The sequence below is a fragment of the Catellatospora paridis genome (assembly GCF_009720365.1).
In the GTDB taxonomy this organism is placed as follows: Bacteria; Actinomycetota; Actinomycetes; order Mycobacteriales; family Micromonosporaceae; genus Catellatospora; species Catellatospora paridis.
Genome location: NZ_ML769313.1, coordinates 253,339 through 277,928, shown reverse-complemented (window position 1 = coordinate 277,928; position 24,590 = coordinate 253,339). Strand labels below are relative to the sequence as shown.

24 protein-coding genes and 1 pseudogene are annotated in these 24,590 nt (G+C 72.1%); 17 read left to right on the top strand and 8 right to left on the bottom strand.

Translation table 11 applies throughout. From position 1 onward, the window contains the following. Positions 1-76: 76 nt before the first annotated feature. Positions 77-739, top strand: coding sequence for a tetratricopeptide repeat protein (locus F9C41_RS06190; protein WP_155385692.1), 663 nt, complete (start codon positions 77-79; stop codon positions 737-739). A 69-nt stretch (positions 740-808) separates the two neighbouring features. Continuing rightward, positions 809-1,807 carry a phosphotransferase gene (locus F9C41_RS06185; protein WP_155385691.1) on the top strand — a complete coding sequence of 333 codons (999 nt, stop codon included), beginning with the start codon at positions 809-811 and terminating at the stop codon, positions 1,805-1,807. A gap of 14 nt (positions 1,808-1,821) precedes the next feature. Here the strand turns inward: F9C41_RS06185 and F9C41_RS06180 are convergent, their stop codons facing one another. Next, on the bottom strand, positions 1,822-2,424 hold the full coding sequence (locus F9C41_RS06180; RefSeq protein ID WP_155385690.1) for a hypothetical protein: 603 nt from the start codon (positions 2,422-2,424) through the stop codon (positions 1,822-1,824). 374 nt (positions 2,425-2,798) lie between these two features. On the opposite strand from F9C41_RS06180, the gene F9C41_RS06175 reads away from it, so the two are divergent. Together F9C41_RS06175 and F9C41_RS06170 are read left to right on the top strand one after the other, a co-directional pair. Further along, complete coding sequence (locus tag F9C41_RS06175) at positions 2,799-4,169, top strand: FAD-binding oxidoreductase (protein WP_155385689.1); 1,371 nt, start codon at positions 2,799-2,801, stop codon at positions 4,167-4,169. Between the two features lie 158 nt (positions 4,170-4,327). Next, complete coding sequence (locus F9C41_RS06170) at positions 4,328-5,173, top strand: hypothetical protein (RefSeq protein ID WP_155385688.1); 846 nt, start codon at positions 4,328-4,330, stop codon at positions 5,171-5,173. 59 nt (positions 5,174-5,232) lie between these two features. Here F9C41_RS06170 and F9C41_RS06165 read toward each other — a convergent pair whose 3' ends face one another. Then, on the bottom strand, positions 5,233-6,471 hold the full coding sequence (locus tag F9C41_RS06165) for an MFS transporter (RefSeq protein ID WP_230689351.1): 1,239 nt from the start codon (positions 6,469-6,471) through the stop codon (positions 5,233-5,235). A 65-nt stretch (positions 6,472-6,536) separates the two neighbouring features. Between F9C41_RS06165 and F9C41_RS06160 the strand changes: the two genes are divergently transcribed. The 7 genes and pseudogenes from F9C41_RS06160 (at position 6,537) to dhaK (ending at position 13,210) form a co-directional block, all read left to right on the top strand. Then, entirely contained in the window at positions 6,537-7,517 is a 981-nt protein-coding gene (locus tag F9C41_RS06160; protein WP_155385687.1) for an ArsR/SmtB family transcription factor, read from the top strand. Positions 7,518-7,588: 71 nt separating this feature from the next. Next, positions 7,589-8,422, top strand: a pseudogene (locus F9C41_RS41120) (MerR family transcriptional regulator); the annotation flags it as partial. A 75-nt stretch (positions 8,423-8,497) separates the two neighbouring features. Beyond that, entirely contained in the window at positions 8,498-9,781 is a 1,284-nt protein-coding gene (gene eno, locus F9C41_RS41115) for a phosphopyruvate hydratase (protein ID WP_230689451.1), read from the top strand. 141 nt (positions 9,782-9,922) lie between these two features. Then, a complete protein-coding gene (locus tag F9C41_RS06150; protein ID WP_155385685.1) occupies positions 9,923-10,783 on the top strand; it encodes a class II fructose-bisphosphate aldolase in 861 nt (286 codons plus the stop codon). Beyond that, a complete protein-coding gene (locus F9C41_RS06145; RefSeq protein WP_230689349.1) occupies positions 10,777-11,562 on the top strand; it encodes an HAD-IA family hydrolase in 786 nt (261 codons plus the stop codon). Before F9C41_RS06150 ends, F9C41_RS06145 begins: the two co-directional genes overlap by 7 nt. Continuing rightward, positions 11,559-12,200 (top strand): dihydroxyacetone kinase subunit DhaL, encoded by a 642-nt coding sequence (dhaL, locus tag F9C41_RS06140; RefSeq protein ID WP_155385684.1) that lies wholly within the window; start codon positions 11,559-11,561, stop codon positions 12,198-12,200. Before F9C41_RS06145 ends, dhaL begins: the two co-directional genes overlap by 4 nt. Positions 12,201-12,214: 14 nt before the next feature. Then, a complete protein-coding gene (dhaK, locus tag F9C41_RS06135; RefSeq protein WP_155385683.1) occupies positions 12,215-13,210 on the top strand; it encodes a dihydroxyacetone kinase subunit DhaK in 996 nt (331 codons plus the stop codon). Here the strand turns inward: dhaK and F9C41_RS42135 are convergent. The 4 genes from F9C41_RS42135 to F9C41_RS06115 are packed head-to-tail and all read right to left on the bottom strand — an operon-like array spanning position 13,164 to position 16,912. Then, positions 13,164-13,682: an ATP-binding cassette domain-containing protein gene (locus tag F9C41_RS42135; protein ID WP_407924670.1), complete on the bottom strand. Its 519-nt coding sequence runs from the start codon at positions 13,680-13,682 to the stop codon at positions 13,164-13,166. The genes dhaK and F9C41_RS42135 overlap by 47 nt on opposite strands. Further along, positions 13,675-14,463 (bottom strand): ABC transporter permease, encoded by a 789-nt coding sequence (locus F9C41_RS06125; protein ID WP_155385682.1) that lies wholly within the window; start codon positions 14,461-14,463, stop codon positions 13,675-13,677. The genes F9C41_RS42135 and F9C41_RS06125 overlap by 8 nt, the downstream gene beginning before the upstream one ends. Further along, positions 14,460-15,989: an ABC transporter permease subunit gene (locus F9C41_RS06120; RefSeq protein ID WP_155385681.1), complete on the bottom strand. Its 1,530-nt coding sequence runs from the start codon at positions 15,987-15,989 to the stop codon at positions 14,460-14,462. Before F9C41_RS06120 ends, F9C41_RS06125 begins: the two co-directional genes overlap by 4 nt. Then, positions 15,986-16,912 carry an ABC transporter ATP-binding protein gene (locus F9C41_RS06115; protein ID WP_155385680.1) on the bottom strand — a complete coding sequence of 309 codons (927 nt, stop codon included), beginning with the start codon at positions 16,910-16,912 and terminating at the stop codon, positions 15,986-15,988. Before F9C41_RS06115 ends, F9C41_RS06120 begins: the two co-directional genes overlap by 4 nt. 157 nt (positions 16,913-17,069) lie before the next feature. Here F9C41_RS06115 and F9C41_RS06110 point away from each other — a divergent pair, with 157 nt between their 5' ends. Continuing rightward, complete coding sequence (locus tag F9C41_RS06110) at positions 17,070-18,245, top strand: sensor histidine kinase (protein WP_230689348.1); 1,176 nt, start codon at positions 17,070-17,072, stop codon at positions 18,243-18,245. Continuing rightward, positions 18,242-18,943, top strand: coding sequence for a response regulator (locus F9C41_RS06105; protein WP_155385679.1), 702 nt, complete (start codon positions 18,242-18,244; stop codon positions 18,941-18,943). The genes F9C41_RS06110 and F9C41_RS06105 overlap by 4 nt, the downstream gene beginning before the upstream one ends. Positions 18,944-18,953: 10 nt before the next feature. Here the strand turns inward: F9C41_RS06105 and F9C41_RS06100 are convergent, their stop codons facing one another. Next, positions 18,954-20,300, bottom strand: coding sequence for a sensor histidine kinase (locus F9C41_RS06100; RefSeq protein WP_155385678.1), 1,347 nt, complete (start codon positions 20,298-20,300; stop codon positions 18,954-18,956). Then, on the bottom strand, positions 20,297-20,941 hold the full coding sequence (locus F9C41_RS06095) for a response regulator transcription factor (protein WP_155385677.1): 645 nt from the start codon (positions 20,939-20,941) through the stop codon (positions 20,297-20,299). Before F9C41_RS06095 ends, F9C41_RS06100 begins: the two co-directional genes overlap by 4 nt. A gap of 87 nt (positions 20,942-21,028) precedes the next feature. Here F9C41_RS06095 and F9C41_RS06090 point away from each other — a divergent pair, with 87 nt between their 5' ends. From F9C41_RS06090 to F9C41_RS06075, 4 genes are read left to right on the top strand one after another with little or no spacing between them, the layout of a single operon-like run. Further along, a complete protein-coding gene (locus F9C41_RS06090) occupies positions 21,029-21,553 on the top strand; it encodes a hypothetical protein (RefSeq protein ID WP_155385676.1) in 525 nt (174 codons plus the stop codon). Then, positions 21,550-22,599, top strand: a complete 1,050-nt coding sequence (locus F9C41_RS06085) for a peptidoglycan-binding protein (protein WP_196279639.1) — start codon at positions 21,550-21,552, stop codon at positions 22,597-22,599. Before F9C41_RS06090 ends, F9C41_RS06085 begins: the two co-directional genes overlap by 4 nt. Next, positions 22,596-23,249, top strand: a complete 654-nt coding sequence (locus F9C41_RS06080) for an ABC transporter ATP-binding protein (protein WP_155385674.1) — start codon at positions 22,596-22,598, stop codon at positions 23,247-23,249. The genes F9C41_RS06085 and F9C41_RS06080 overlap by 4 nt, the downstream gene beginning before the upstream one ends. Further along, positions 23,246-24,490, top strand: a complete 1,245-nt coding sequence (locus tag F9C41_RS06075) for an ABC transporter permease (protein WP_155385673.1) — start codon at positions 23,246-23,248, stop codon at positions 24,488-24,490. Before F9C41_RS06080 ends, F9C41_RS06075 begins: the two co-directional genes overlap by 4 nt. Positions 24,491-24,590 lie beyond the last annotated feature (100 nt).

The window sequence follows — 24,590 nt, the reverse complement described above, 5'->3', positions numbered from 1 at the left end:
GCCTTGACCTGGCAGGGGACCTGCCCGGCTAAACTGCTGGATTCAGCAGGTGGTGGCGATGGCAGCGGGGGCGGCGATGAGCATCGACGATCGGATCGAACGGGCCAGAGAGGTCTACGAACGGGCGGTGTTCGGCGGCGACACCAGCGCGTTGATGGACGCGGAACAGGGCTTGGACGCGGTCGAGGCCGATGCGGCGTTGGCTCGGGGGCTGATTCTGCATGCACGGTTTCAGAGCGCGTCCGCCGACACTGGTTCGCTGCCCGCGGAGGATCCCGCCGAACTGCCGTTGTTCGAGCGCGCGCTTGAGTTGTACCAGGCACTGGGCGACCCACGCGGTGAAGGCGAGGCGCTGTTCTGGATCGGTTGCCTTCACCAGTTCATCCGGCGTGACAACGAGACCGCGATTCCGTACTTGGAGCGGTCATGCCTGCTGGCGGCGCAGACCGGCGACAAGCCGACCCACTCCGAGGCGTTGCGGCACCTGGGGATCGCAGCGCACGCGGCCGGCCGGCTGGACGAGGCGCGCGAGCGACTGGAGGAGTCATCCCGGTTGCGTCGGGAGGTCGGCGCCCTGCCGGGCGTGGCCTCCAACATGATCGGGCTGGCGTACATCGCCGCCGCCCAGGACCGGCAGGCCGAGGCGCACGCAACGCTCGCCGAGGCGCACGCCATCGCGAGTGCGCACGGTGCTCACGCCATCGTGGGCCACATCGAGCAGGCGCGAACGCAGATCTGAACGTGCGGCCACGGCAGACGTTCCGCCGGCCTGGTGCGGGTGCGCTGCCGACCCGGTTATGGTGCCGCCGTGACAAGTGATCCGCCGCTGGCCGAGGTCTGCCGAGCGTTCGGCCTGCCCGCTCCGCGCTCCTCGATCCGGCTGGCGCACGGGATGATGAACCGCAACTGGCGGATCGCCACCGACGACGGCCGGGAGTACGCCGTCAAGGAGCTGCGCGACGCGCCGCCCGAGCAAGCCCGGACGCAGCATGCGCTGCTGCGGCGGCTGGCGGAGCACGGCATCCCGGTGGCGGTCCCGGTTGCCGACGCCGCCGGCGAGACGGTGGCACAGCTGGCCGGCGTCGGGTTCACGGTGACGCCCTGGGTCGACGGCGAGCACCTGCCCGGAGCGCGGCTGGACGTCGCCGCGTGCCATCGGCTGGGACGGCTGCTCGGGCGGGTGCACGCGGCGCTGGCCGCGGTCTGCCCGGACATCTCTGGCCCGGCGCCGACGGACCCGCCGAGCCACGCGGCGGCCGCGGGACGCATCGAGCACTACCTGGCCGCGATCGCCTCCCGGCCGGCTCCGGACCCGGTCGACCGGGTCGCCGCCGACCATCTGCGCTGGCGGCGGACGCTGCTGGCGACCGCCGTCCGGCCGGCCGGGCAGCAGCCGGAGCAGGGTTGGACCCACGGCGACTTCCACCACTTCAACCTCGTCTGGCGGGGCGGTGCGATCGTCGCCGTGCTCGACTGGGACCGCCTACGCCGCCAGCCGCCAGGCGCCGAGCTGATCCGCGCCTGCCTGCTGCACCTCGCCGGCGAGGACGGCGCGCTCGATCTGGATCGGATCGCGGCCGTCGTGCGGGGCTACCGTGCGGTCCGGCCGGTCGACGACGAGGTGCTGGCCGATCTCGTCCATCGGGCGTGGTGGCAGTGGTTCACCGACTTCTGGCCGCTGGACTGGCGTTACGACCGCGGCGACACCTCCTGCGATCACCAGTTCGCCGCCAACGAGCGGACGCTGCGCTGGTGGACCGCGCACCGTCGGCAAGTGTGCGCCGCCCTGGCAGCCCGGCCGGAGTGATGCCCGCGGCTATGTCAGCGCTGGTAACACCGCCAGGCGTAAGCGTCGTCCGGATCCGCGGTCTGCGCGTACGCATCCTTGCCGTAGGTGTCGGCGCAGGCGACGTTCAGGTCGACGATGCTCACGAACAGCAGCAGCCGGACGCAGTGCCAGCGGCCGTCCGCGCGTGGCCCCGCCATGGCGCCGCTCTCGTGACGATCGCAGTACTCCTCCGCCAGGTCCTGCACACCGGCTTTTCCGGACGGACCGAGCAGCACCGGACCGGAAGCCGGCGAGGCGCTCGCCGGACCCGTGGGCGCGGGCCGCGACGGGGCGGCGGAGGTCGGCGCGGGTGCCCCCGTGGTGGTGGCGGGGGCGGACGGCAGGATCGGGTCGACGGTCGGCTCCGCCACGCCGATCGTCCAGCTGCCGTCCGGCACCGCGTCGGGTTGCCAGGACGACGGCGAGCCGGCGTCGTCACCACCGGAGAACAGCGGCTGGACGCAGAGCAGCAGACCCAACGCCGTGGCGGTGAACAACCACCACCGTCGACGGCGCGTACGCCGCCGCCCGCGATCCGGTTCCAGCGCGTGCTCGGCCAGGTGCCCTCCGTCGGCTGCGGCCACCTGATCTGCCACGTGCTCCGTCCTCCTCGCAACGCTGCGACACCCGGCTCCACGACCCCATGACGCCCACCGAGGTCCATGTGAAGTCTCGGATCAGCAGCGCGGAGGAGTCATTTTCCTTCATCCCGTTCGTGATCAACGCATATAATGGCCAACGGCCGAAGACTGCGCAACCCGGGTAACACACCGATTCCCAGCCGTATCGACCAAACCCGGTGCAGCCATCGTCAGCGTGGCCTCGGATAGGTGGCGTCGGGACTGTCCCAGCGACGGAATCAGACCGTGAACTGTTCGCCGCGCCCGTATAAGATCATAGATATTGGTCGTGGTCCGGCCGCAGCTGCACCACCGACGGCCGTGACGATCAGGGAGGTGCCGACACCGCCATGACCGGCTCCGTCGACCTGACGCCCCTGGTGGCCGCGCTACCCGCCACCTGCGTCATCGTCGACCCGGACCAGATGGACGCCTACCGGTGGGACCGCGCCAACGATCCGCACGCGGGCATGCCCCTCGCGGTCGTCCGCGCTTCCTGCACGCAGGACGTGCAGGAAGCGGTCCGGTTCGCGGCCGCGCACCGCATCGCCGTGGTGCCACGCGGTGCCGGATCGGGCCTGTCCGGCGGATCCTCGGCCGTGGACGGATGCCTGGTCGTCTCGACCGAGCGCATGCGTGCGATCACCGTCGACCCGACGTCGCGGACCGCCGTCGTGGAGCCGGGCCTGTTCAACGCCGAGGTCAAGGCCGCGGCCGCCGAGCACGGGCTGTGGTATCCACCCGACCCGTCCTCGTACGAGTTCTGCTCGATCGGCGGCAACGTCGCCACCAACGCCGGTGGCCTGTGCTGCGTCAAGTACGGCGTGACCAGCGACTACGTCCTGGGACTCACCGTCGTGCTCGCCGACGGCACCGCCGTCGAACTGGGCGGCCCCCGGCTCAAGGACGTCGCCGGGCTGTCGCTGACCAAGCTGTTCGTCGGCAGCGAGGGGACTCTCGGCATCATCACCCGCATCGTGCTGCGGCTCATCCCGGCGCAGCGGCCGCGGGCCACCCTGGTCGCCACGTTCGCCTCCCTCGACGACGCGACCCGCACCGTGCTGGACGTCACCCGCCGAATGCGCCCGTCCATGCTCGAGTTCATGGACCGGACGTCGATCAACGCCGTGGAAGACCTCACCAGGATGGGCCTGGATCGCAGCGCCCAGGCCATGCTCGTCATCCAGTCCGACGAGCCCGCACCCCACGCAGCCGCGGAGATCGGCCAGATCAGCGCCATCTGTCAGGCCAACCACGCCGTCGAGGTGTTCTCCACCGACGACCAGGAGACCGGCGAGTCGTTCACCGTCGCCCGGCGCATGGCGATTCCGGCGGTCGAGAAGAAGGGCACGCTGCTGCTGGAGGACGTCGGCGTGCCGGTGCCCGCACTCGGCGCGCTGGTGCGCGGCATAGCAGCGATCTCCCGCACCCGCGATGTCACGATCGCCGTCATCGCCCACGCCGGTGACGGCAACACGCATCCGCTGATCGTGTTCGACCCCATGGACGCGGACCAGTCGGCGCGCGCCCACCGCGCCTACGCGGAGGTGATGGAGCTCGCCATCGCCCTGGGCGGCACGATCACCGGCGAACACGGCGTCGGCCGCCTCAAGAAGGCCTGGCTGCCCGACTACCTCGGGCAGGACGCGCTCGAACTCAACCAACGGATCAAGAACGCACTCGATCCCCTGGGCATCCTCAACCCCGGTGCGATCTTCTGACCACCAGGCCGCCGGCCGAGCAGGCGACCGGCGACCGGGGCCTCATCGTCCGTCGCGTCCATTGCCGACACACCGCTTGCGGTAGTCGGGTGAACGCGCTCATTGACATGCCCCAGGCTCACCTCGATACTACGTCCAACGTAGTAAAGGGGTGGCTCGTGACCGGATCCGGAACACGACGCGTGCTCGCTCGCGCCATGCTGCGCCTCTACCCCGCACCGATGCGCGCAAGGTACGGCGACGAGATGACCGACCTGCTGGCGCGCTCGGTCACACCACTACGCGACCTGGCGGACCTGCTGTGGTGCGCGCTGATCGAGCGGACGGAGCACCTTTTCATGATCGCGCTACGCCGTCGCCGCTGGTGGCTGCTGCTGCCCGCGCTCACGGTCGGGGGCCTCGCCCTCGTCCGGCCGCACTGGTATCCAGCGCTCATCCCGGTGCTGCTGCTCGCCGTCGCGGTGCCAGCCGGGATGTGGCTCGGCCACCGGGCCGGCACGGACTGGTGGCAGCATCCGGTGGCCGCGACCGCCCTCATCGGCCTGGCCTGGCTGGTGCCCTTCGAGCACGTCTGGTGGCGGGCGCTGTGCTACCTGCTCTGGGTCGCCTGCGCGGTCGGGCTCATCCACGCCGTGCACGCCCTACGCCGGCGGGGGCATCGCCTCTGGGCGGTGGCCGCGGGCGCGGTCGCCGGGACAGGGCTGCTCCAGGTGTTCACCGTGGGCCTGGTGGCACTGCTCACGGGGCTCACGGGCCTGGAGCCGGCGAACCCCGCGTGGCAGTGGGGGTGGGAGGCGCTGCGCACCGGGATCGTGCACGCGTACGACCCGGCAGCCGGCGCCGAGGCGGCATTCTACCCGGCGGACTTCTTCATGCCGGTGCTGTTGCTGATGCCGTGCCTGGCGTTCGCCCTGACCCACGCATACACGGCGGCCGCCGCGCGGGGCGCGGTCGACGGCGCGCCGGGATGGCCGCTGGCAGCGGTGACGGGGTCCCATTCATAGGAGCGGCCGCCCTGCCGGCTCGCCTGCATCGCCACGACCTGCGGCGTCGCAGCCCTACCTCAGTGCGTCGCGACGACCACGCCTTCGGCAGCTCCTCGTGCCGGGTGCGGGTCGCGGTTGCACCACCACCACCAGCAGCCGACGGCCACCGCCCCGGCTCCGGCGACGGCCATCGCCGGGCCGGTCGAGGCCCGTTCGGCCATGAGGCCGAGCAGCACCGGCCCGACGCCCTGCAACGTCATCAGCCCGGTGAACTGCAGCGCGAACGCCTGCCCGCGCACCTGCGGCGCCAGCGCCTCCAGGAAGCGGCGCTGCACGCCCAACGAGTAGCAGAACGCCGCCCCGGCTCCGAACATGACGATCATGGCAACGGCCGCGGGCACCGGGGCGGCCAGCAGCGCCAGCGGGCCGCCGAGCCCGGCGATCATCACGGCGACCAGCCGTTCCCGCATCACCGGCGGTAGCAGGCGGCTGTAGACGAGGTTGCCGACGACCATGCCGAGCGGCGCGCACGCCAGGATCACCCCCGCCGCGGCGGAGCCGTGGCCACGCTCGCCCGAGTACGGCACCACCAGCGCCTCTGCTCCGACGATGAACGCGGGTGGCAGCCACTGCACCAGCAGCAACCGGCGCACCGGACGATCCCGCCACAGCGAGGCGGTGACCTGCCAGCTCCGGCCGACCGCGGATCCGGTCTCGGCGGGCGGCGCCGCGAAGTCGGGCAGCCGCAGCTGCACCCAGCTCGCGCAGACCAGCCCACCGGCCGCCGCCGCCAGCAGCGCCCATCCGGGCGACAGCGCGGCGACGACCGCGCCGCCGAACGCGAGCCCGAGCAGCTGTGCGCCGCCCGAGGCCATACTGGACAGAGCCCGGCCGAGCACGTAGGCATCGCCGGTGAGCAGCTCGGCGATCAGCCGGTTGGACGCCCCGTTGAACACCGGCCCGAACACCGCCACCCCGGCGAGCAGGGCCAGGCTGGCGCCGACCGGCAGTGGCAGCAGTGCCAGCGTCGCCGCGGCGGCGGCGTCCAGCAGGAACCCGGTCACGATCAACGGCCGGGGCCGCACCCGGTCGGCCAGCGCCGCGAGCAGCGTCCCGCCGACGACCTGCGGCACGAACCCGATCGCGAACGTGAGCGCGGTCAGCACGGGCGACCCGGTGCGGTCGAAGACGAGCACGGACAGCGCCAGGATCCGCAGCGACCCGGCCGCGATCGACAGCGTCCGGGTCAGCAACAGCGTGCGGAACACCGGCTCGGACAGCACATCCCGGTACGTCACCTGCTTGGGCTCGATCACAGGGCGAGCCTCACGGACCGACGGTCGACCGGCGAATGTTTCGTCCAGCGACGTAAGGTCGGGGCATGCTCCGGTTCGAGGTCACCGCGGACGACCTGCTGCACAGCCGCTTCGCGATCTCCCCACTGTTCGAGCTGGACAGCCTCATCCGCATCCTGGCGGGCCTGTCCCGTGAGCAGCGGCTCCCGCCCGGCTGGGCGGCGCGGCTGCGGCCCGCGTACGAGAAGCTGTCCGCCAACCCGGCGATGCGGGCGGTGGTGGCGCTGCACTCGCCCCGCCGCGGCCCGGGGTTCCTGGCCCCGCCGCCGGCGGGCCTGACCCAGACCATCGGCGACGACCTCGCCGCCGTGCGGGCCACCCCGCTCGCCCTGGCCCGCCGCGACATCCGGGACTGCCTCGCCCGGCGGGCCTGCCACGATCCCGGCGCGCTGGCGGTCCTGCACGCCCCGGACGTCACCGCGGTGCTCGCCGCCGTGCTGGAACAGGCCTGGCACTCGCTGCTGGCCGCCGACTGGCTCCGGTTGCGGGTCATCTGCGAACGCGACGTCCTGCACCGGTCCACCGACCTGGGCCGATCCGGCTGGGCGGCCGCGTTCGACGGGCTGCCGCGCGTGCGCTGGCGCGACGGCGGCATCGAGATCCCGCAACTGCTGACCGCACACGTCGACGTGGCGGGCCGGGGCCTGCTGCTGGTGCCGTCGGTGTTCGTCTGGCCGGGCGTGGCCGCGCACAGCGAGCAGCCATGGCACCCCGCGATCATCTACGCCGCGCGCGGCGTGGCGGCGCTGTGGGAGCCGGACCCACCACCGGCGGAAGCCCTGTCCGCGCTGGTCGGCAAGGCGCGGGCGCGCCTGCTGGAAGCGCTCGCCGAGCCGGCCAGCACCACCCAGCTCGCCCGCGCGCTCCGCCTCGCGCCCGGCGCGGTCGGCGACCACCTGGCCGTGCTGCTGCGCGCGGGCCTGCTCGACCGCGCCCGCGCCGGACGGTCCGTGCTGTACCGGCGCACCCCGCTCGGCGACGCCCTGGCCGCCACCGCGTCCCTCTGAGCTGGCCGGCCGGGGCGTGACCGTGGTCGCCGCTTGACCTGTACCCGTGGGTACAGGTTTACGGTCGTGGCGTGCGAGTGGGTGAACTGGCGCATCGGACGGGAACCACGGTCCGGGCGCTGCGATATTACGAGGCGGCCGGTCTGGTCGTCCCCCGACGGCTGGGCAACGGCTACCGGGAGTACGCCCCGGTGGCGGTGCGCCTGGTCGAGCAGATCCGGACGCTGACGGCGCTGGGGTTCAGCGTCGAGGAGACCAGGCCGTTCGTCGAGGCCATGGCCGACGGCGACGGTCCCGAGGCGTATCCGGCAGCCCTGGGCACCTACCGGCAGGCGATCGCCGGACTGGAGCAGCGGATCGAGCGGCTGATCGGCCAGCGCGACACCCTGCTGGCGCTGGTCGACGCGAACGCCGGTCCCGCCGCCGGGCAGGTGGACGGCCGGGTTTTTGCCGGTGGTGACCCGGCCGGTCTCGTCGGTGCGCTGATGCCCGGGCTGACCTTCCGGGCCACCGACAGCACCGCGGTGGGACCGGCGGCGTTCGACGGGCGCCGGGCGGTGGTGTTCGTGTATCCGATGACCAGCCGGCCCGGCGTCGCGATGCCCGACGGCTGGGACGACGTCACCGGTGCCCGGGGCTGCACGGTGCAGGCGTGCGGTTTCCGGGACCTGCACACCGAATTGCTGGCCGCAGGCTGCGACCAGGTCTACGGCCTGTCCGCGCAGACCACCGGCTACCAGCGAGAACTCGCCCACCGGCTGCGGCTGCCGTTCCCGCTGCTGGCCGATCCCCGGCTGAGCCTGGCGACCGCGCTGCGGCTGCCGGTCTTCCACGCCGACGGGTCGACCTACTACCGGCGGCTGACGCTCATCGTGAACGACGGCGTGGTCGAGCACGTGTTCCACCCGGTGACCGAGCCTGCCCTGCACGCCGAGCAGGTGCTGCGCTGGCTCGCCGACCACCCGAACCGAAGGAGCCAGATGACCGCCATCGACACCGTGCACGCCCGGGAGATCCTGGACAGCCGCGGCAACCCGACCGTCGAGGTCGACGTGCTGCTCGACGACGGCTCGCTCGGGCGGGCCGCCGTCCCGTCGGGGGCCTCCACCGGCACCGCCGAAGCCGTCGAGCTGCGCGACGGCGACACCCGCCGCTACCACGGCAAAGGCGTACGCCGTGCGGTCGAGGCCGTACTCGGTGAGATCGCCGACGCGGTCGCCGGTCTGGACGGCGCCGACCAGGCCGGCGTGGACCGGGTGCTGATCGAGCTGGACGGCACCGCCAACAAGTCGCGGCTCGGCGCCAACGCCACCCTCGGCGTCTCCCTCGCGGTGGTGAAGGCCGCCGCCGTCGCCGCAGGCCAGCCGCTGTACCGGTACCTGGGCGGCCCGGACGCGGTCACCCTGCCGCTGCCGCTCATGAACATCGTCAACGGCGGCGCTCACGCCGACAATCCGCTCGACTTCCAGGAATTCATGATCGCCCCGGTCGGCGCGACGAGCTTCACCGAAGCGGTCCGGATGGGTTCGGAGGTGTTCCACACCCTGCGGGCCGCCCTGCAGGCCGCCGGCCAGCACACCGCCGTCGGCGACGAGGGCGGCTTCGCGCCGGTGCTGCACAACGCGCACGAAGCCCTGGCCTTCATCAGCACCGCGATCAGCGACAGCGGCTACACCCCGGGCGTCGACATCGCCATCGCCCTGGACCCGGCCGCATCCGAGTTCTACCGCGACGGCGCCTACCACTACCACGGCGAGCAGCGGGTCCGCACGGTCGCCGAGCACGTCGACTACCTGGTGGAGCTGGCCGAGCAGTACCCGATCGTGTCGATCGAGGACGGCGTCGCCCAGGACGACTTCGAAGGCTGGAAGGCGCTCACCGATCGGCTCGGGAGCCGGGTGCAGCTGGTCGGCGACGACGTGTTCTGCACCAATGTCGACCTGCTGCGCGACGGCATCGCCCGAGGCATCGCCAACTCGATCCTCGTCAAGGTCAACCAGGTCGGCACCCTGACCGAGATGCTCACCACCATGCAGGCCGCGCGGGAGGCGGGCTACAGCGCGGTGATGTCGCACCGCTCCGGCGAGACCGAGGACACCACCATCGCCGACCTGGCCGTGGCCACCGGCTGTGGACAGATCAAGACCGGCTCGCTGTCACGCAGCGACCGCACCGCCAAGTACAACCAACTCCTTCGTATCGAGGAGGAGCTGGGCGAGCGTGCCGTCTACGCAGGCCGGGCAGCCCTGACCGGTCAACGGTGAGGATCGAACTGCTCGCCGCGGACCAGGGGTGAGTGGGCAGAATCGGGTGTTGAGCGCAGGTGCGGTGCGAAGTACCCAAACCGACGGTCGGTATTTCGCATCCGCCGATCCGGAGTCCGTTCGGGTTCTAACCTTCGCCATATGGGTGTCGTGCCGCTCAAGGAGATCGTCGACCGGGCGATGCGCGAGCACTACGGCGTCCCCGCGATCAACATCGTCAACGACCTGACGATGGAGAGCGTGCTGGCCGCCGCGGTCGAGCGCCGATCTCCCGTCATCGTCCAGACCTCGGTCAAGACGGTGCGTTCCATCCGATCCGACGTGCTCATCGCGATGTGGCGGGCGATGACGGCCGGCATCGAGGTGCCGGTCAGCCTCCATCTCGACCACTGCCCGGACCGGGCGGTGATCACCGAGTGCCTGGCCAAGGGCTGGAACTCGGTGCTGTTCGACGCGTCCACCCTGCCCGTCGAGGAGAACCTGCGCCAGACCATCGAGGTGGTCGCCGAGGCCCGCGCCTACGGCGCCCACGTCGAGGGTGAGATCGAGGCGATCACCGGTGTCGAGGACGGCGTCGGCAGCGACGAGGCGTCCCACCGGCAGTCGCTGGACATCTCGGTGCACTTCGTCGAGACGTCCGGGGTCGACGTGTTCGCGCCGTCGATCGGCAACGCGCACGGGGTCTATTCGGCCGAACCGCACCTCGACGGCCAGCGGGTCAGCGACCTCGTCGCGGCGACCGGCGTGCCGATCGCGCTGCACGGCGGCACCGGCCTGACCGACGCCCAGTTCACCGACCTGATCGCCCGGGGCTGCGCGAAGGTCAACGTGTCCACCGCACTCAAGATCACCTACATGACGTCGAACCTGGCCTTCCTGCGCGACGCCGAGGCGCAGGGCAAGTGGGACCCGCCCTCGCTGTTCAAGCACGTCGCGGCGGACGTCACCGCGATGGCCGCCGGCTACGCCGACCGCTTCGGCAGCACGGGGCGGGCATGGTGAAAGCCCTGATCTTCGACTGTGACGGCGTCCTGGCCGACACCGAACGCTACGGGCACCTGCCCGCGTTCAATCAGACGTTCGCCGAGTTCGGGCTGCCGGTGCGGTGGGACGAGCAGGAGTACGGCCGCAAGCTCGCGATCGGCGGCGGCAAGGAGCGCATGGCGAGCCTGCTGACACCGCAGTTCGTCGCCGCCGCCGGGCTGCCGCCCGACCCGGCCGGACAGGCCGAAGCCGTCGCCGCCTGGCACCGCCGCAAGACCGAGATCTACACCGCCATGGTCGCGGCGGGCGACCTGCCGGCCCGCCCAGGCATCGCCCGCATCACCGAACAGGCCCGCGCCGCCGGCTGGCTGCTCGCCGTCGCCTCGACCTCGGCCGAACCATCCGTGCGCGCGGTGCTGGAGCACGCCGTCGGCCCGGACCGGGCCGGCGACTTCACCGTGCTCGCCGGCGACATCGTGCCGCGCAAGAAACCGGCGCCCGACATCTACCTGCTCGCACTCGACCGGCTCGGGCTGGCACCGCACGACGCGGTGGTCGTCGAGGACTCCCACAACGGCCTGGCCGCCGCTGTCGCCGCCGGGATCGCCTGTGTCGTCACGGTCAACGACTACACCGCCGACGAGGACTTCACCGGCGCCGCGTTCGTCGTCGACTCGCTCGGCGAGCCGGACGCCGACCCGGTCACGGTGCTCGCCAACGACAGCCAAGCCGCGCCCGGGGCGTACGTCACGCTGGCCGACCTCGAGGCCGTGCTCGCAGACAAGGACGGGCGATGACCGAGAACCCGCTGCCGCAGGTCGAGTTCGTGGTGCGCACGATCGCGCAGACCGCCGTCGCGAACGAGAAGTACTTCGGCGACCTCGACGCCGTCGTGGGCGACGGCGACTTCGGCTACTCCCTCGCCCGCGGCTTCGAGATCGTCCTGAGTGACTGGGACACCTTCGACCGCACCGACGTCGCCACGTTCCTGCGCAAGGTCGCGATCGTGATCACCAGCCGGATCGGCGGAACCTCCGGGCCGCTGTGGGGCACCGCCTTCCTGCGCGCCGCGACCGCCGCCACCGGCAAGACCGCCATCGACGGGGAGACCGTCGTGGCGATGCTGCGTGCGGCGATCGAGGGTATCCAGGCCCGCGGCAGCGCCAGCCTCGGCGACAAGACCCTGCTCGACGCGTTGGCACCGGCCACCGACGAGATCGCCCGGCAGGTCGGCCTCGGCAGCGACGGACCGGCGACGGTCCGGGCCGCCGCGACCGTGGCCCGCGCCAGTGCGGACGAGACCGCCAAACTCGAGGCCCGCCGCGGCCGCGCGAGCTACACCGGCGAGCGCAGCATCGGCAGCGTCGACCCGGGCGCGGTGGCCGTCGCCGTCATCTTCGAAGCCCTCGCCGACGCCTGGCCCGCCGCATCCTGAAGGGACGACCTGCCATGAAGAAGTTCGTCAACGATCCCCGCCAGTTCGTCACCGAGATGCTCAAGGGCGTGGCCCTGGCGAATCCGGACACGCTGCGCTACGTCCCCGAGTACAACCTCATCATGCGGGCCGACGCCCCGCGCGCGGACAAGGTCTCCGTCATCCAGGGCTCGGGCTCCGGCCACGAACCGGCCCACGTGATGATCGTCGGCAAGGGCATGCTCGACGCGGCCTGCCCCGGCGACGTGTTCGCCGCACCGCCCATGGACTACGTGCTGGAGACCAGCAAACTGCTCGCCTCGCCCAAGGGCGTGCTGCATCTGATCAACAACTACACCGGTGACCGGATGGCCTTCGACATGGGCAAGGAGATGGCCGAAGCCGAGGGCGTCCAGATCAAGACGGTGCTCGTCGACGACGACGTCGCGGTGTCGGACTCCACGTTCACGATCGGCCGGCGCGGTGTCGCCGGGAACTTCTTCGTCATCAAGGTGGTCGGCGCGGCCGCCGAGGCGGGCGCCGACATCGACGAGCTCGTGCGGCTCGGCAACAAGGTCAACTCCGTCACCCGGACCATGGGTATGGCGCTCACCTCGTGCACGCCGCCGGCGAAGGGTTCGCCGCTGTTCGAACTCGGCGACGACGAGATGGAGATCGGGGTCGGGATCCACGGCGAGCCCGGGCGTCGCCGGGAGAAGCTCGCCAACGCCGACACGATCATCGACGAGCTGCTGGAAGCCGTGGTGACGGACCTGCCCTACGAGCGCGGCGACGACGTCGCCCTGATGATCAACGGCTTGGGTGGCACCCCGATCGGCGAGCTGTACCTGCTCTACGGTCGCGCCCACGAGCAACTCGAGGCCCGCGGGATCCATGTCCGGCGCAACTACGTCGGCGAGTACTGCACCTCGCTCGACATGGCCGGCGCCTCCCTGACCCTCGTCAAGCTCGACGACGAGATCGTCAACGGTCTGGCCGCACCGGCCGAGATCGCGATCCGGACGTTCTAGCCGCCTGAGGCACCTCGTCGAGGCAACCGAACGCGCCTACCGCCGGACCGTCCGGTGGTCGCACCTTCACGCACGACGCCGAGTCCCCGCCTCGTTGCCGCCGCGAGGACCGCGCTGTATCCGCGCTCCAGTGGGGCGGGGTAGAAGCCCAGGCTCTGTGGCACGTAGCCGAGCTGGCGGCTGATCTGCCGCCGCTGCCGCTGATCCCGGGGTCGTTGCCGAACAGTTCCATTCGGCCCGAGGACGGTGTGCTCACCGTCGCCAGCATCCGCAGGAGCGAGGTCTTGCCCGCGCCGTTCGGGCCGAGCAGTCCGTACACGCCCGTGTCGGCGTCCAGGGTCACGCCGGCCACGGCCGTGGTCCGGCCGAACCGGCGGGCCAGGTCGGTGGTCGAGACGTTCACGAGGTTCCTCTCCAGTTCTCGGTCAGGTCGAGCACGTCCGCCGTGCGGCGGACGGCGACCGTCAGGCATCGCGGAACCGGAAGACGAGCGCTCCAGCGACCAGCGCGGCAGCGGCGTACGCCGCCAGCACGCCCATCCCGGCCCACGCACCGATGTGGGTGGTGGCGGCGATGTCGCGAGTCGTCTGGATGGTCAGCCCCGCGTCCATCGGCGCGAACCGGTGGATGCGGTGCTGCCACCGCGGGTCCGTCACCAGCATGGCGAGCACCGGCGCGGCGAACAGCAGCGTGAGCACGGTGGTCACCGCGGCGGCCGTGTCCCGCACCAGTGCCCCGATGCCGACCCCGAGCACCGCGATCAGTCCCAGGTAGAGCACGCTGCCGACCGCGGCCCGCCGGGTCAGCTCGTCGCTCAGCGACAGCGGCGGGTAGCCGTTGGCGCTGGTGAACCCGTTGCCGGGCAGCACTGCCCGGGCCGCCAGGAACGATCCGAGCACGCCGAGTACGGCGGCGAGCAGGGTGATCCCGGTGACGACGGCCAGCTTGCTCGCGAGCACGGTCAGCCGGCCGGGGGTGGCCGCCAGCGTTGTCTTGATCATCTTGGTGCCGTATTCGGGGGTGACCGCGAGCACGGCGAGGATCACGATCGCGGCCTGGCCCAGGCGTACGCCGAGCAGGCTGAGCTTGGTCGTGTCCTCGTAGCACCACGGCGCCCGGCAGTGCTCGATGTCCAGGGTGCCCGTCGCGGCGTACCCGACCAGCACGGTGCCCGCGACAGCGGCCACCAGCAGCCATCCGGTGCTGGGCAGGGTGCGCAGCTTGGTCCACTCGGCGTGCAGGGAGCGTCTCATGCGTCCCGCCGTCGCAGCTGCCACCAGGCCAGCGCGAGCGCGCCGAGGGCGTACGCACCCGCCACGGTGATCCCGGCCCAGGGGCCGATCATCGACCAGGGCTCGACGAGGGTGTCGTTCGGCGGCTTGGCCCGCTGGGTGGCGAACCCGCCGGCCAGCGTCACTCGCATCAGCCACTGGGCCGCGCTCGGCGGCAGCATCGAACCGACGATCACCGGCAGGATGACCAGGACGACCGTGGTGGTGATCGCGGCGGCGCTGCGCCGCATGATCATGCCCGCGGCCAGGCTGAACACCGCGACGGCCGCCATGAACGCCGGTGTCAGCAGCAGCGCCCGGATCACCGCAGGGTCGGTCAGCGACACCTTCACGAACGCCGGCGGGGCGAACCCGTGGGCGCGCAGCATCGGCTGCGTGATCAGGAACGCCGCGACGACCGACACCAGCCCGATCACGTACACGGCAGTGCCCAGCACCACGGCCTTGGCCCCCAGCACCCGGCCGCGGCGCGGGCTCGCCAGGAACGACGTGCGGATCATGCCGCGGCGGAACTCCGACGTCGCGAACAGCACGCCGACCGCGATCAGCGCCATCAGCCCGGCCAGCACCCCGAACAGCGAGATCTGCACCATGTCGTCCGGCGGGTCCTCCGGGCCGATCTTGCCCGAGCCGGTCACGGTGTACGTGCCGCCGGTCTCGCGTACCCCGCCGCTGGGCAGCTTGCCCTTGTCCGGATCCCGGGCCGGTTCGTCCTCGGGGCCCGGCGCCACCGGCATGGACACCTCGTCGCCACGCCACGCACCGGTCGGCGTCGCGGCGGCCAGGGTCAGGTTGTCGAACGTCGCCATGGCCTTGACCGGGAGAATGCCGACCGAGGTGCTGCCGGCCGAGCGACTGAGCATCAGCACGGGCTCCGCCGACACGAACAGGCCGATCTCGGCGCTGGTCGGCAGGCCGGGCACGGTCACGTCCCCGATCTGCTGCCACGTCGCCCCGTCAGCCGACTCGTAGCCGGTGATGCGGTCGCCGGCCCGGGTCAGCCGCAGCCAGCGCGTCCCGGCGCTCGCGCTGCCGGGCAGGTCGGTCCGGTAGTCGGCCTGCATACGCACCCCGTGCGTCGGCGTCAGCAGCACCGACGCGTACGACGAACCGGCCCGGGTGCCGTCCTTGACGATCACACCAGCGCCGCCCCACGGGCCCACCGGCAGCTTCTGCGCCCCCGGCGGCCCGCCGGAGGCCTCCCGCTCGACGGGCGGTTCGCCCAGCGACACGACCCGGACCGTGATCGTGCCGTCGCCGGTCATCGGCTGGTGCACGAAGTGCATGCCGTCCGTGACGGGGCTGCCATCCGGCCCGACGACGAAGTTGGGGCGCTCGTTGACGTTGGTGCCGCCGGTCGCGGCGACCATGCTGAGCCCCAGGGTCAGCACTGCCGCGCCGAGCAGGGTGATCACCCAGCGGCGCACCGAGCGCAGCTTGGTCCACTCGGCCAGCAGCAGCCGCCCGAATTCCCGCAGCGCGCTCATCGGGTGCCCTCCCCGTTGCCGCCGAACTCGACCGCGTCGCGGGTGAGCTCCATGTACGCCTCCTCCAGTGATGCGCGGTGCGAGCGCAGCTCGGAGAACGCGAGCCCCGCTTCGGTGAGCAGGGCGGCGACCTGCTCACCGGTCAGGCCGTCGACGGTGAGCGTCTCGGCGTCGATCGCGGCGACGGTGGCGCCGGCGTTGGCCAGCAGCGTCATCGCCTCGGTACGCCGCAGCGTGCGGACCTCGACCCGGCCCTTGGACGCGGCCGCCAGCAGCTTGGTGACGCTGGTGTCGGCGATCAGCCGGCCCCGCCCGATGACGATCAGGTGGTCGGCGGTGTCCTGCAGCTCGCTCATCAGGTGGCTGGACACGAACACGACCCGGCCCTCGGCGGCCAGCGACTTCATCAGCCCGCGGATCCAGACGATGCCGTCGGGGTCCAGCCCGTTGACGGGTTCGTCGAACATGAGCACCGGCGGGTCGCCCAGCAGCGCGGCGGCGATGCCCAGCCGCTGCTGCATGCCCAGCGAGAAGCCGCCGGCCCGGCGGCGTGCCGCCGAGGCGAGCCCGACCTGGTCGATGACCTCGTCGACGCGCCGCCGCGCGATGCCGTTGCTGTGCGCGAGCCACAGCAGGTGGTCGCGTGCCTTACGGCCCGGGTGCACGGCGGACGCGTCCAGCAGCGCGCCGACCTGCGTCAGCGGGGTCCGCAGCGAACGGTAGGGCCGCCCGCCGACGAGCGCGTCGCCCTCGTCGGGCGCGTCTAGGCCGAGGATGATCCGCATGGTGGTGGACTTGCCGGCCCCGTTGGGTCCGACGAAGCCGGTGACCTCCCCCGGACGTACGGTGAAGGTCAGGCCGTCGACGGCGACGGTGCTGCGGTAGTGCTTGCGCACGCCGCGGACCTCGATGGTGGGTGACATGGCCAGCACGCTACGGCCGAGCACGGCCCGAGGTCGTCACGCCGCGGAGCGGTCCTCGGCCTCCCCGCTGCGAGCCACCCCTCCCCCGCACGGGGGACCCGTCCGCCCCCGCAGCCGGTGACGACGCCGCCCGGACCGGCCCGGCACAATGGCTGACGTGCAGCTGAACCCGGACGAACGACCGGCGGGCCGTCGCCGGATGCTCGCGCCGGCGTACCAGCCCTACCTGGCCGCGGCCGTGCTCGGCTGCGCCGCGCTCGCCGAGATCGCCGTACGCGAGACCGGGCAGCCGCTCACCCGGCCCCTCGGCGCGCTGCTGGCGGTGGCGGTGACCGCACCGGTGGCCCTGGTGCGGACCCTGCCGGTGGCGGCCGCCGCCCTGGTGAGTGCGGTGTGCCTGCTCGGGCCGCTGACCGGCTACCCGCCGCCGGTAGCGGGCCTGGTGGCCCTGGCCGTCACCTGCCATGTGGTGGGCCGCGACCGTCCGGCCAGGACCGCCGCACTGCTGGTGCTGCCGTTCGCCGCGTACGCGGTGCTGCCGCAGACCGCCGCCGCGTCCGGCGGCCGCTCGCTGGCCGTCGTGCTGCTGGCCGTCGCCGCGGTCGCGGTGGCCACCGGCGCGGCGCGGCGGGCCCGCGCCGACGCGGTGCGCCGCGAGGTCGCCGACCGGGCCATCGCCGACACCCTCACCGAGCACGTGGCCCGGGGCGAGCGGGCCCGGATCGCCCGCGAGCTGCACGACGTCGTCGCCCACCACATCTCCATGATCGCTGTGCAGGCCGAGTCGGCCCGGCTGACCACGCCGGGTCTGCCCGACGAGGGCGCACGCCGGCTCACCGCCATCGGCGACACCGCCCGCACGGCGCTGACCGAGATGCGCCGGCTGCTCGGTGTGCTGCGCGAGGACGCCGATCCCGAGCCCACCCGCCGGCCGCAGCCCGGCCTCCACCAGCTCAACGACCTGCTCGACGAGGCGCGGGAGCTGCATCCCGGCAGCACCCGGCTCATCGTGCGCGGTGCGGTCACCGCGCTGGATCCCGGGATCGAGCTGGTCGCGTACCGGATCGTGCAGGAGGCGCTGACCAACGTGCGCCGCCACGCCCGGGGCGCGGCCGTCGACGTGGAACTGCACTACCGCCACGACACCCTGCTGCTGCGCATACGCGACAACGGGCCGGGGCCGCCGCCGCCCGCCGCAGACGCCGGCGGGCACGGGCTGACCGGCATGCGCGAACGCGCCGCCACGGTCGGCGGCCGGTTGACCGCAGGACCGGCGCCGACCGGCGGTTTCCTCATCGAGGCCGTCCTGCCGACCAGGGAGACCGAGGCATGAACCCCATCCGCATCGTCGTCGTCGACGACCACGAGGTGGTCCGCACCGCCTTCGCCGGCCTGCTCGCCACCCAGCCCGACTTCACCGTGGCCGCCGTGGCCGCCGACGGCGAGCAGGCCGTGCAGGCGTGCCGCGCCCATCACCCGGACGTCGTGCTGATGGACGTACGCATGCCCGTGCTCGACGGCATCGAGGCCACCCGGCGCATCGTCGCCGAATCCGGCCCGGACGGGCCCCGCATCCTGATCCTCACCACGTTCGACCTCGACGAGCACGTGTACGACGCGCTCGCCGCCGGAGCCGGCGGCTTCCTGCTCAAGGATGTCACCGCCGAGCGGCTGTTCGACGCCGTGCGCATCGTCGCCGCCGGCGAGGCACTGCTCGCGCCGACCGTCACCCGGCGGCTGGTCGCCGAGTTCGCGCGGCTGCGCCAGCAGCGCCGACCCCCGACCGCGGCGCTGAATGCGCTGACGCCGCGGGAGACCGAGGTGCTGTGCCTGATCGCCGAAGGGCTGTCCAACCCGGAGATCGCAGCCCGGCTCGTGGTCGGCGAGGAGACGGTCAAGACCCACGTCAGCCGCGTCCTGGGCAAGCTGGGACTGCGCGACCGCACCCAGGCGGTGGTGGTGGCGTACGAGTCGGGCCTGGTCGTGCCCGGCCGCTCGCCGGCGACCGGCTCCCCTCGGCCCGACCGGTAGCGAGCACACCCTACGTGAGGCGTTCGCCCAGGGACTGTCCGTTTCGCACAGCCGGTCCCGGCATGGTCACCGTGACGGTGAGGCCGCCACCTGGTCGGGGTTGTGCGGTCACGGTGCCACGGTGTGCGGTGGTGATCGAGGCGACGATCGCGAGGCCGAGGCCGAAGCCTTCACTGGTGACGCGTTCCTGTAGTCGCTGGAAGGGCTCGAAGAGCGTGTCGAGGGCGTGCTCGGGGATGATGGGGCCGGTGTTGGCGACGGCCAGGATCGCCTTGCCGTCCACGGTTGTCGTCGTGACCCAGACGTCGCCGTCGGGAACGTTGTAGCTGATCGCGTTGTCGATCAGATTGGCAACGAGGCGTTCCAGCAGGACCGGGTCGCCGGATGTGATCGCGGGCTCCAGCGTGACGTGCAGTCGCCGGTCGCCCCGGTCGGTGGCGTCCAGGACGTCCTCGACGACGGTGGCCAGGTCGACCGCTTCGTGGGGGGTGAGTCCGCGTTCGCTGCGGGCCAGGGTGAGCAGCGAGTTGATCAGCCGGTCCGCGTGGTCGACCGCCCCACGCACGTCCTGGCCCATGGTCCGTAGCTCACCGTTGGTCGCGGCGGGCTTGGCGAGCACGACGTCGAGGGTGGTGCGCATGACGGTCAGCGGGGTGCGCAGCTCGTGCCCGGCGTTGGCGATGAACCGCCGCTGGCTCTCGAACGCGGTCTGCAGGCGGCCGAGCATGGTGTCGAACGTGTCCGCGAGTTCGCGTAGTTCGTCACGTGGGCCGCGTAGCGCCACCCGGGCGGACAGGTTGTGCTCGGAAGCGGTCCGGGCGGCCGCGGCGATCTGGTGGACCGGTCGCAGGACCCGGCCGGCGACGATCCACCCGGCGAGCGCGGCCAGGAGGGTGGCCGCGGCGAGCGTGATCAGGGAGTACCGCAGCAGGTGGGCCAGGGTCGCGTCGCGCTGGTATCTGGCGCCCAGCTCGGCCGCGTCCTTGCACTGGGCGCGCAGCTGTTCATCCTCCATGGGGCAGGGATTCAGGCTGGGCTCTTTGTCCCTGCAGGCCCCCAGCGCGGCCACGTAGGCGGGGTCGGCCTCCAGCTGGGCTCTGGTGACGTCTCGCAGCCGGCCGCCGATCACCAGGTTGCCGTCGGGAGTGGGATCGGACATGTCGATGTCGTGTGCGCGCATGCACGCGGCGAACACGCGCAGCTGCTGCAGATCCTTCGCAGTGGGTGCCGGGCCTCCCGCCGGCAGGCCGGCCACCAGGGTGTAGGTGATCCCGATGATGGTCGCGCCGCAGGCGATGAAGAGCGCGGTGTAGAGCAGGGTCAGCCGTACCCGGATGGTCAGACGTGGCGCGCTCACATCCGGTATCCCCTGCCGACGACCGTTTCGATCAGCGGGGGTTCGCCGATCTTGCGCCGCAGGCGGGCCATCGTCACCGACACGACGTTGCTGAACGGGTCCGCGCTGGCGTCCCAGACGTGCTCGAGCAGTTCCTCGGCGCTGACGACGTTGCCGTCGGCCGCCAGCAGCATCTCCAGGATCCCGAACTCCTTGCGGGTCAGGGACAGGCTGTGGACGCCGCGGCTGGCGCGGTGGCGGGCCCGGTCGACGGTGAGGTCCCCGCGGTGTACGACCGGCGGCGCGGACGGTGCGCGCCGGCCCAGCGCGCGGACCCGGGCGAGCAGTTCGGTGAACGCGAACGGCTTGCCGAGGTAGTCGTCGGCGCCGATTTCGAGGCCGTCGACCCGGTCATCGACGCCGGCGGCCGCGGTGAGCATCAGGATCCGGGCATCGCGGCCGGCGAGGCTGCGGCAGACCTGATCGCCGTGCACCGCGGGCAGATCCCGGTCGAGGACGATCACGTCATATGCGGTGAGCTGCGCCTCGGCGAGTGCGGCCGAGCCGTCGTTGACGACGTCCACGGCCAGGCCGGCGTCGCGCAGCCCTTCGGCGATCCGGTCGGCCAGCAGGACGTGGTCTTCTGCCACCAGCACTCGCATGGCGCCATTGTGCCTGGCCGGACATGACATCAGTCCTACATCGGCTGTAGCGCTGATGTCACCGCCCGGGGCGTAGACCTGTCCGCCATGAGACGAATGTGCGCGCTACCCCTCCTGATCGCCGGGCTGACAGTGGTCGCCGCCTGCACCCCGGCTTCTGACACCGGCATCCCGACCGCGAACAGCAGCACCGCCGCCAGCCCGAGCGCAGGCTCCGGTGACCTGACCGCCTACGTCACGTGCGTCCGTGAGCATGGCGTGAACGTCACCGATCCCGCCCCGGGCGTATCACCCGGGGCCTGGGTCCGTCAGCAGGCCGAGGCCAACCCCGCGTTCGACGCCGCCGACAACGCCTGCCACCACCTGCTGCCCGCCGGGGCCGAGCGGCAGGGCCCCGCGCCCGCCGCGCAGGAGTTGGAGCAGTTGCGCGCGTTCGCCGTGTGCATGCGCGCTCACGAAATCGAGATGTCTGATCCCACCCCGGACGGCAACATGCGGGTCGGCGGCCGGCTGGAGCACGTGACCAAGGCCCAGCTGTTGGCCGATCCCGCGTTCAAGGCCGCCAACGACGCCTGCAAGGACAAGCTGCCCGCCGAGAGCGGGAAGAAGTGAACCGGCCCGTCCGCGCCACGCTCCTGACCGGCGCCGCGGTCGCCGTGGCGGCGGCGGTGACCGCCACCGCCGTCGGGTTCGGCGGCGACTCGCCGACGACGACAGGCGACGCCGCACCGGTGCCGGCGACCGCCGCGGTGACCCGCGCGACGCTGACGCAGACGCAGCAGGTCAACGGCACGCTCGACTACGGGGAGCCGGTCACGGTCAACGGGCGCGGCAGCGGTGTGATCACCTGGCTGCCGGCCGCCGGTGCCGTGATCGGCCGGGGCAAGCCGGTGTACAAGGCTGACAACCGGCCGGTGTCGCTGTTCTACGGCGGCCTGCCGCTGTACCGGCGACTGCACACCGGTGACACCGGCGACGACGTCCACGAGGTCGAGAGCAACCTCGCCGCCCTCGGCTACACCGGGTTCACCGTGGACAGCTCATACACCGCCTCGACCGCGACGGCGGTGCGCAGGTGGCAGAAAGCCACCGGCCACCCCCAGAACGGCGTGTTCGACCCGGCCGACGTCGTGCGCGCCCCGGCGCAGCTGCGGGTCACCGCCCTGCCCGGGCACCTCGGCGACCCGGCGAACGGCCCGATCCTCACCTACACCGGCACCACCCGGATGGTGCGCATCGCCCTCGACGTGGGCCTGCAGGGCCTGGTCACCAAGGGCATGACCGCGACCGTGACGCTGCCAGACGGCAAGACCGTCGACGGCACGGTCGCGATGGTCGGCTCCGTGGCCACCGCGGGGCAGACCCCCAGCGACCCCGCAACGATCGCGGTGACGGTCGTCCTCGCCGACCAGTCCGGGCTCGGCACCCTCGATCAGGCTCCGGTCGGGGTCAAGCTGATCTCGGCGAGCGTGCAGGATGCGCTGACCGTCCCGGTCGCCGCGCTCGTCGCCCTGGCGGAGGGCGGCTACGGCGTGCAGGTGGTCATCGGCTCAGCCAGCCACTACGTGCCGGTCAAGCTGGGCATGTTCGCCAACGGGCGGGTCCAGATCACCAGCGAGGGCATCACCGAAGGCACCCTCGTAGGAGTGCCGTCATGATCACGCTTGACCGGGTGGGCAAGACCTACCCCGGCGGCGTGCACGCGCTGCGCGACGTGTCGCTGACCATCGAACCCGGCGAGATGGTCGGCATCGTCGGGCCGTCCGGATCCGGCAAGTCCACGATGCTGCACCTGAGCGGCGCCCTGGACCTGCCCACCACAGGCTCGGTGACCATCGCCGGGCAGAACCTGTCGCGGCTGTCGGACCGCGAACTGTCCGCGTTGCGCGGGCGCGCCGTCGGCTTCGTCTTCCAGCAGTTCCATCTCGCCGCGGGCGTATCCGCCCTCGACAACGTCGCCGACGGCCTGCTGTATGCCGGAGTCCCACTGCACGAGCGGCGACGGCGCGCTGAGCAAGCCCTGACGCGGGTCGGATTGGGCCACCGCCTGACCCACCGACCGCATCAACTGTCCGGCGGCGAGAAACAGCGCGTCGCCATCGCCCGTGCCGTCATCGGCGACCCGCCGCTGCTGCTCGCCGACGAACCCACCGGAAACCTCGACTCCGTGTCCGGCGCCGAGGTCATCCACCTGCTGCGGGACCTGCACGCCGCCGGCACCACGATCGTCGTCATCACCCATGACCGCGATGTCGCCGCCGGCCTGCCCCGCCGCATCGACCTACGCGATGGACAGGTGATCGCATGAACGCGCCCAGTGCCTCCGGAACAAGACCTCTGCTGAAGGAAGCCGCCGTCAACACACCGTCGCGTCTGCTGCCCCGCGACCTGATCCGGGTCGGCACGGCCGGCCTGCGCACCAGGCCGCTGCGGGTGTTCCTGTCCGCCCTGGGCATCGCCATCGGCATCGCCGCCATGGTCTGCGTCGTCGGTATCGCCAGCTCCAGCCGCGAAAGCCTCAACCGGCAACTCGCCGCCCTGGGAACCAACCTGCTGCGGGTCTCACCTGGCCAGACCATCAACGGCGAGCAGTCGCACCTGCCCGCCGACTCGGTGGCGATGATCGGCCGGATCCCTCCGGTCACCTCGGCCACCGCCACCGCCTCACTGGCGGACGTGCACGTCTACCGCAACGACCGCATCCCCGCCATCGAGACCGGCAACGTCCAGGTCGCGGCCGCGCGCACCAATCTGCTCGACACCGTCGGCGCGCAGCTGGCCAGCGGCGCCTTCCTCAACGACGCCACCGCCCAGTACCCGGCTGTCGTCCTCGGCGCGAACGCCGCCGGACGGCTCGGCGTCACCGACGCCTCCCCGGACACCCGGGTCTGGCTCGGCGGCCAGTGGTTCACCGTCGTCGGCGTGCTGCGCCCCGTCCCCCTCGCGCCGGAGCTGGACTTCGCCGCCCTCGTCGGCTGGCCGGAAGCCGTCGCCCACCTGCAGTTCGACGGATACCCCACCACCGTGTACACCCGCACCCGCGATGAGGCGGTCGTCGCGGTGCAGGCGATCCTCGCCGCGACGGCCAACCCCGAACACCCCAATGAGGTACGCGTATCCCGGCCGTCGGACGCCCTCACCGCGAAGCAGGCCACCGACACCACCCTCACCGCGCTACTGCTCGGACTCGGCGGCGTCGCACTGCTGGTCGGCGGCGTCGGCGTGGCCAACACGATGGTGATCTCCGTGCTCGAACGGCGCCCCGAGGTCGGCCTGCGCCGCTCCCTGGGCGCTACCCGCGGGCACATCCGCGCCCAGTTCCTGGCGGAATCACTGCTGCTGTCCGCACTCGGCGGCCTGGGCGGCGCCCTCATGGGCATCATCGTCACCACCGGGTACGCCGCCTACCAGGACTGGCCGGCAGTGGTGCCGCTGTGGGCCACCGCCGGCGCCATCGCGGCCACGCTGCTCATCGGCGGCTGTGCCGGCGTGTATCCGGCCTGGCAGGCCGCCCGGCTCTCCCCCACCGAGGCATTGACCGCACCATGACCGACCCGGGAAACGATCAGGGCAGGCGGAGCCCTGACGACCATGGTGCGGGCCACCCGGCACCACAAACGAGCTCGCAAGAATAGCTTTGCCCATCACC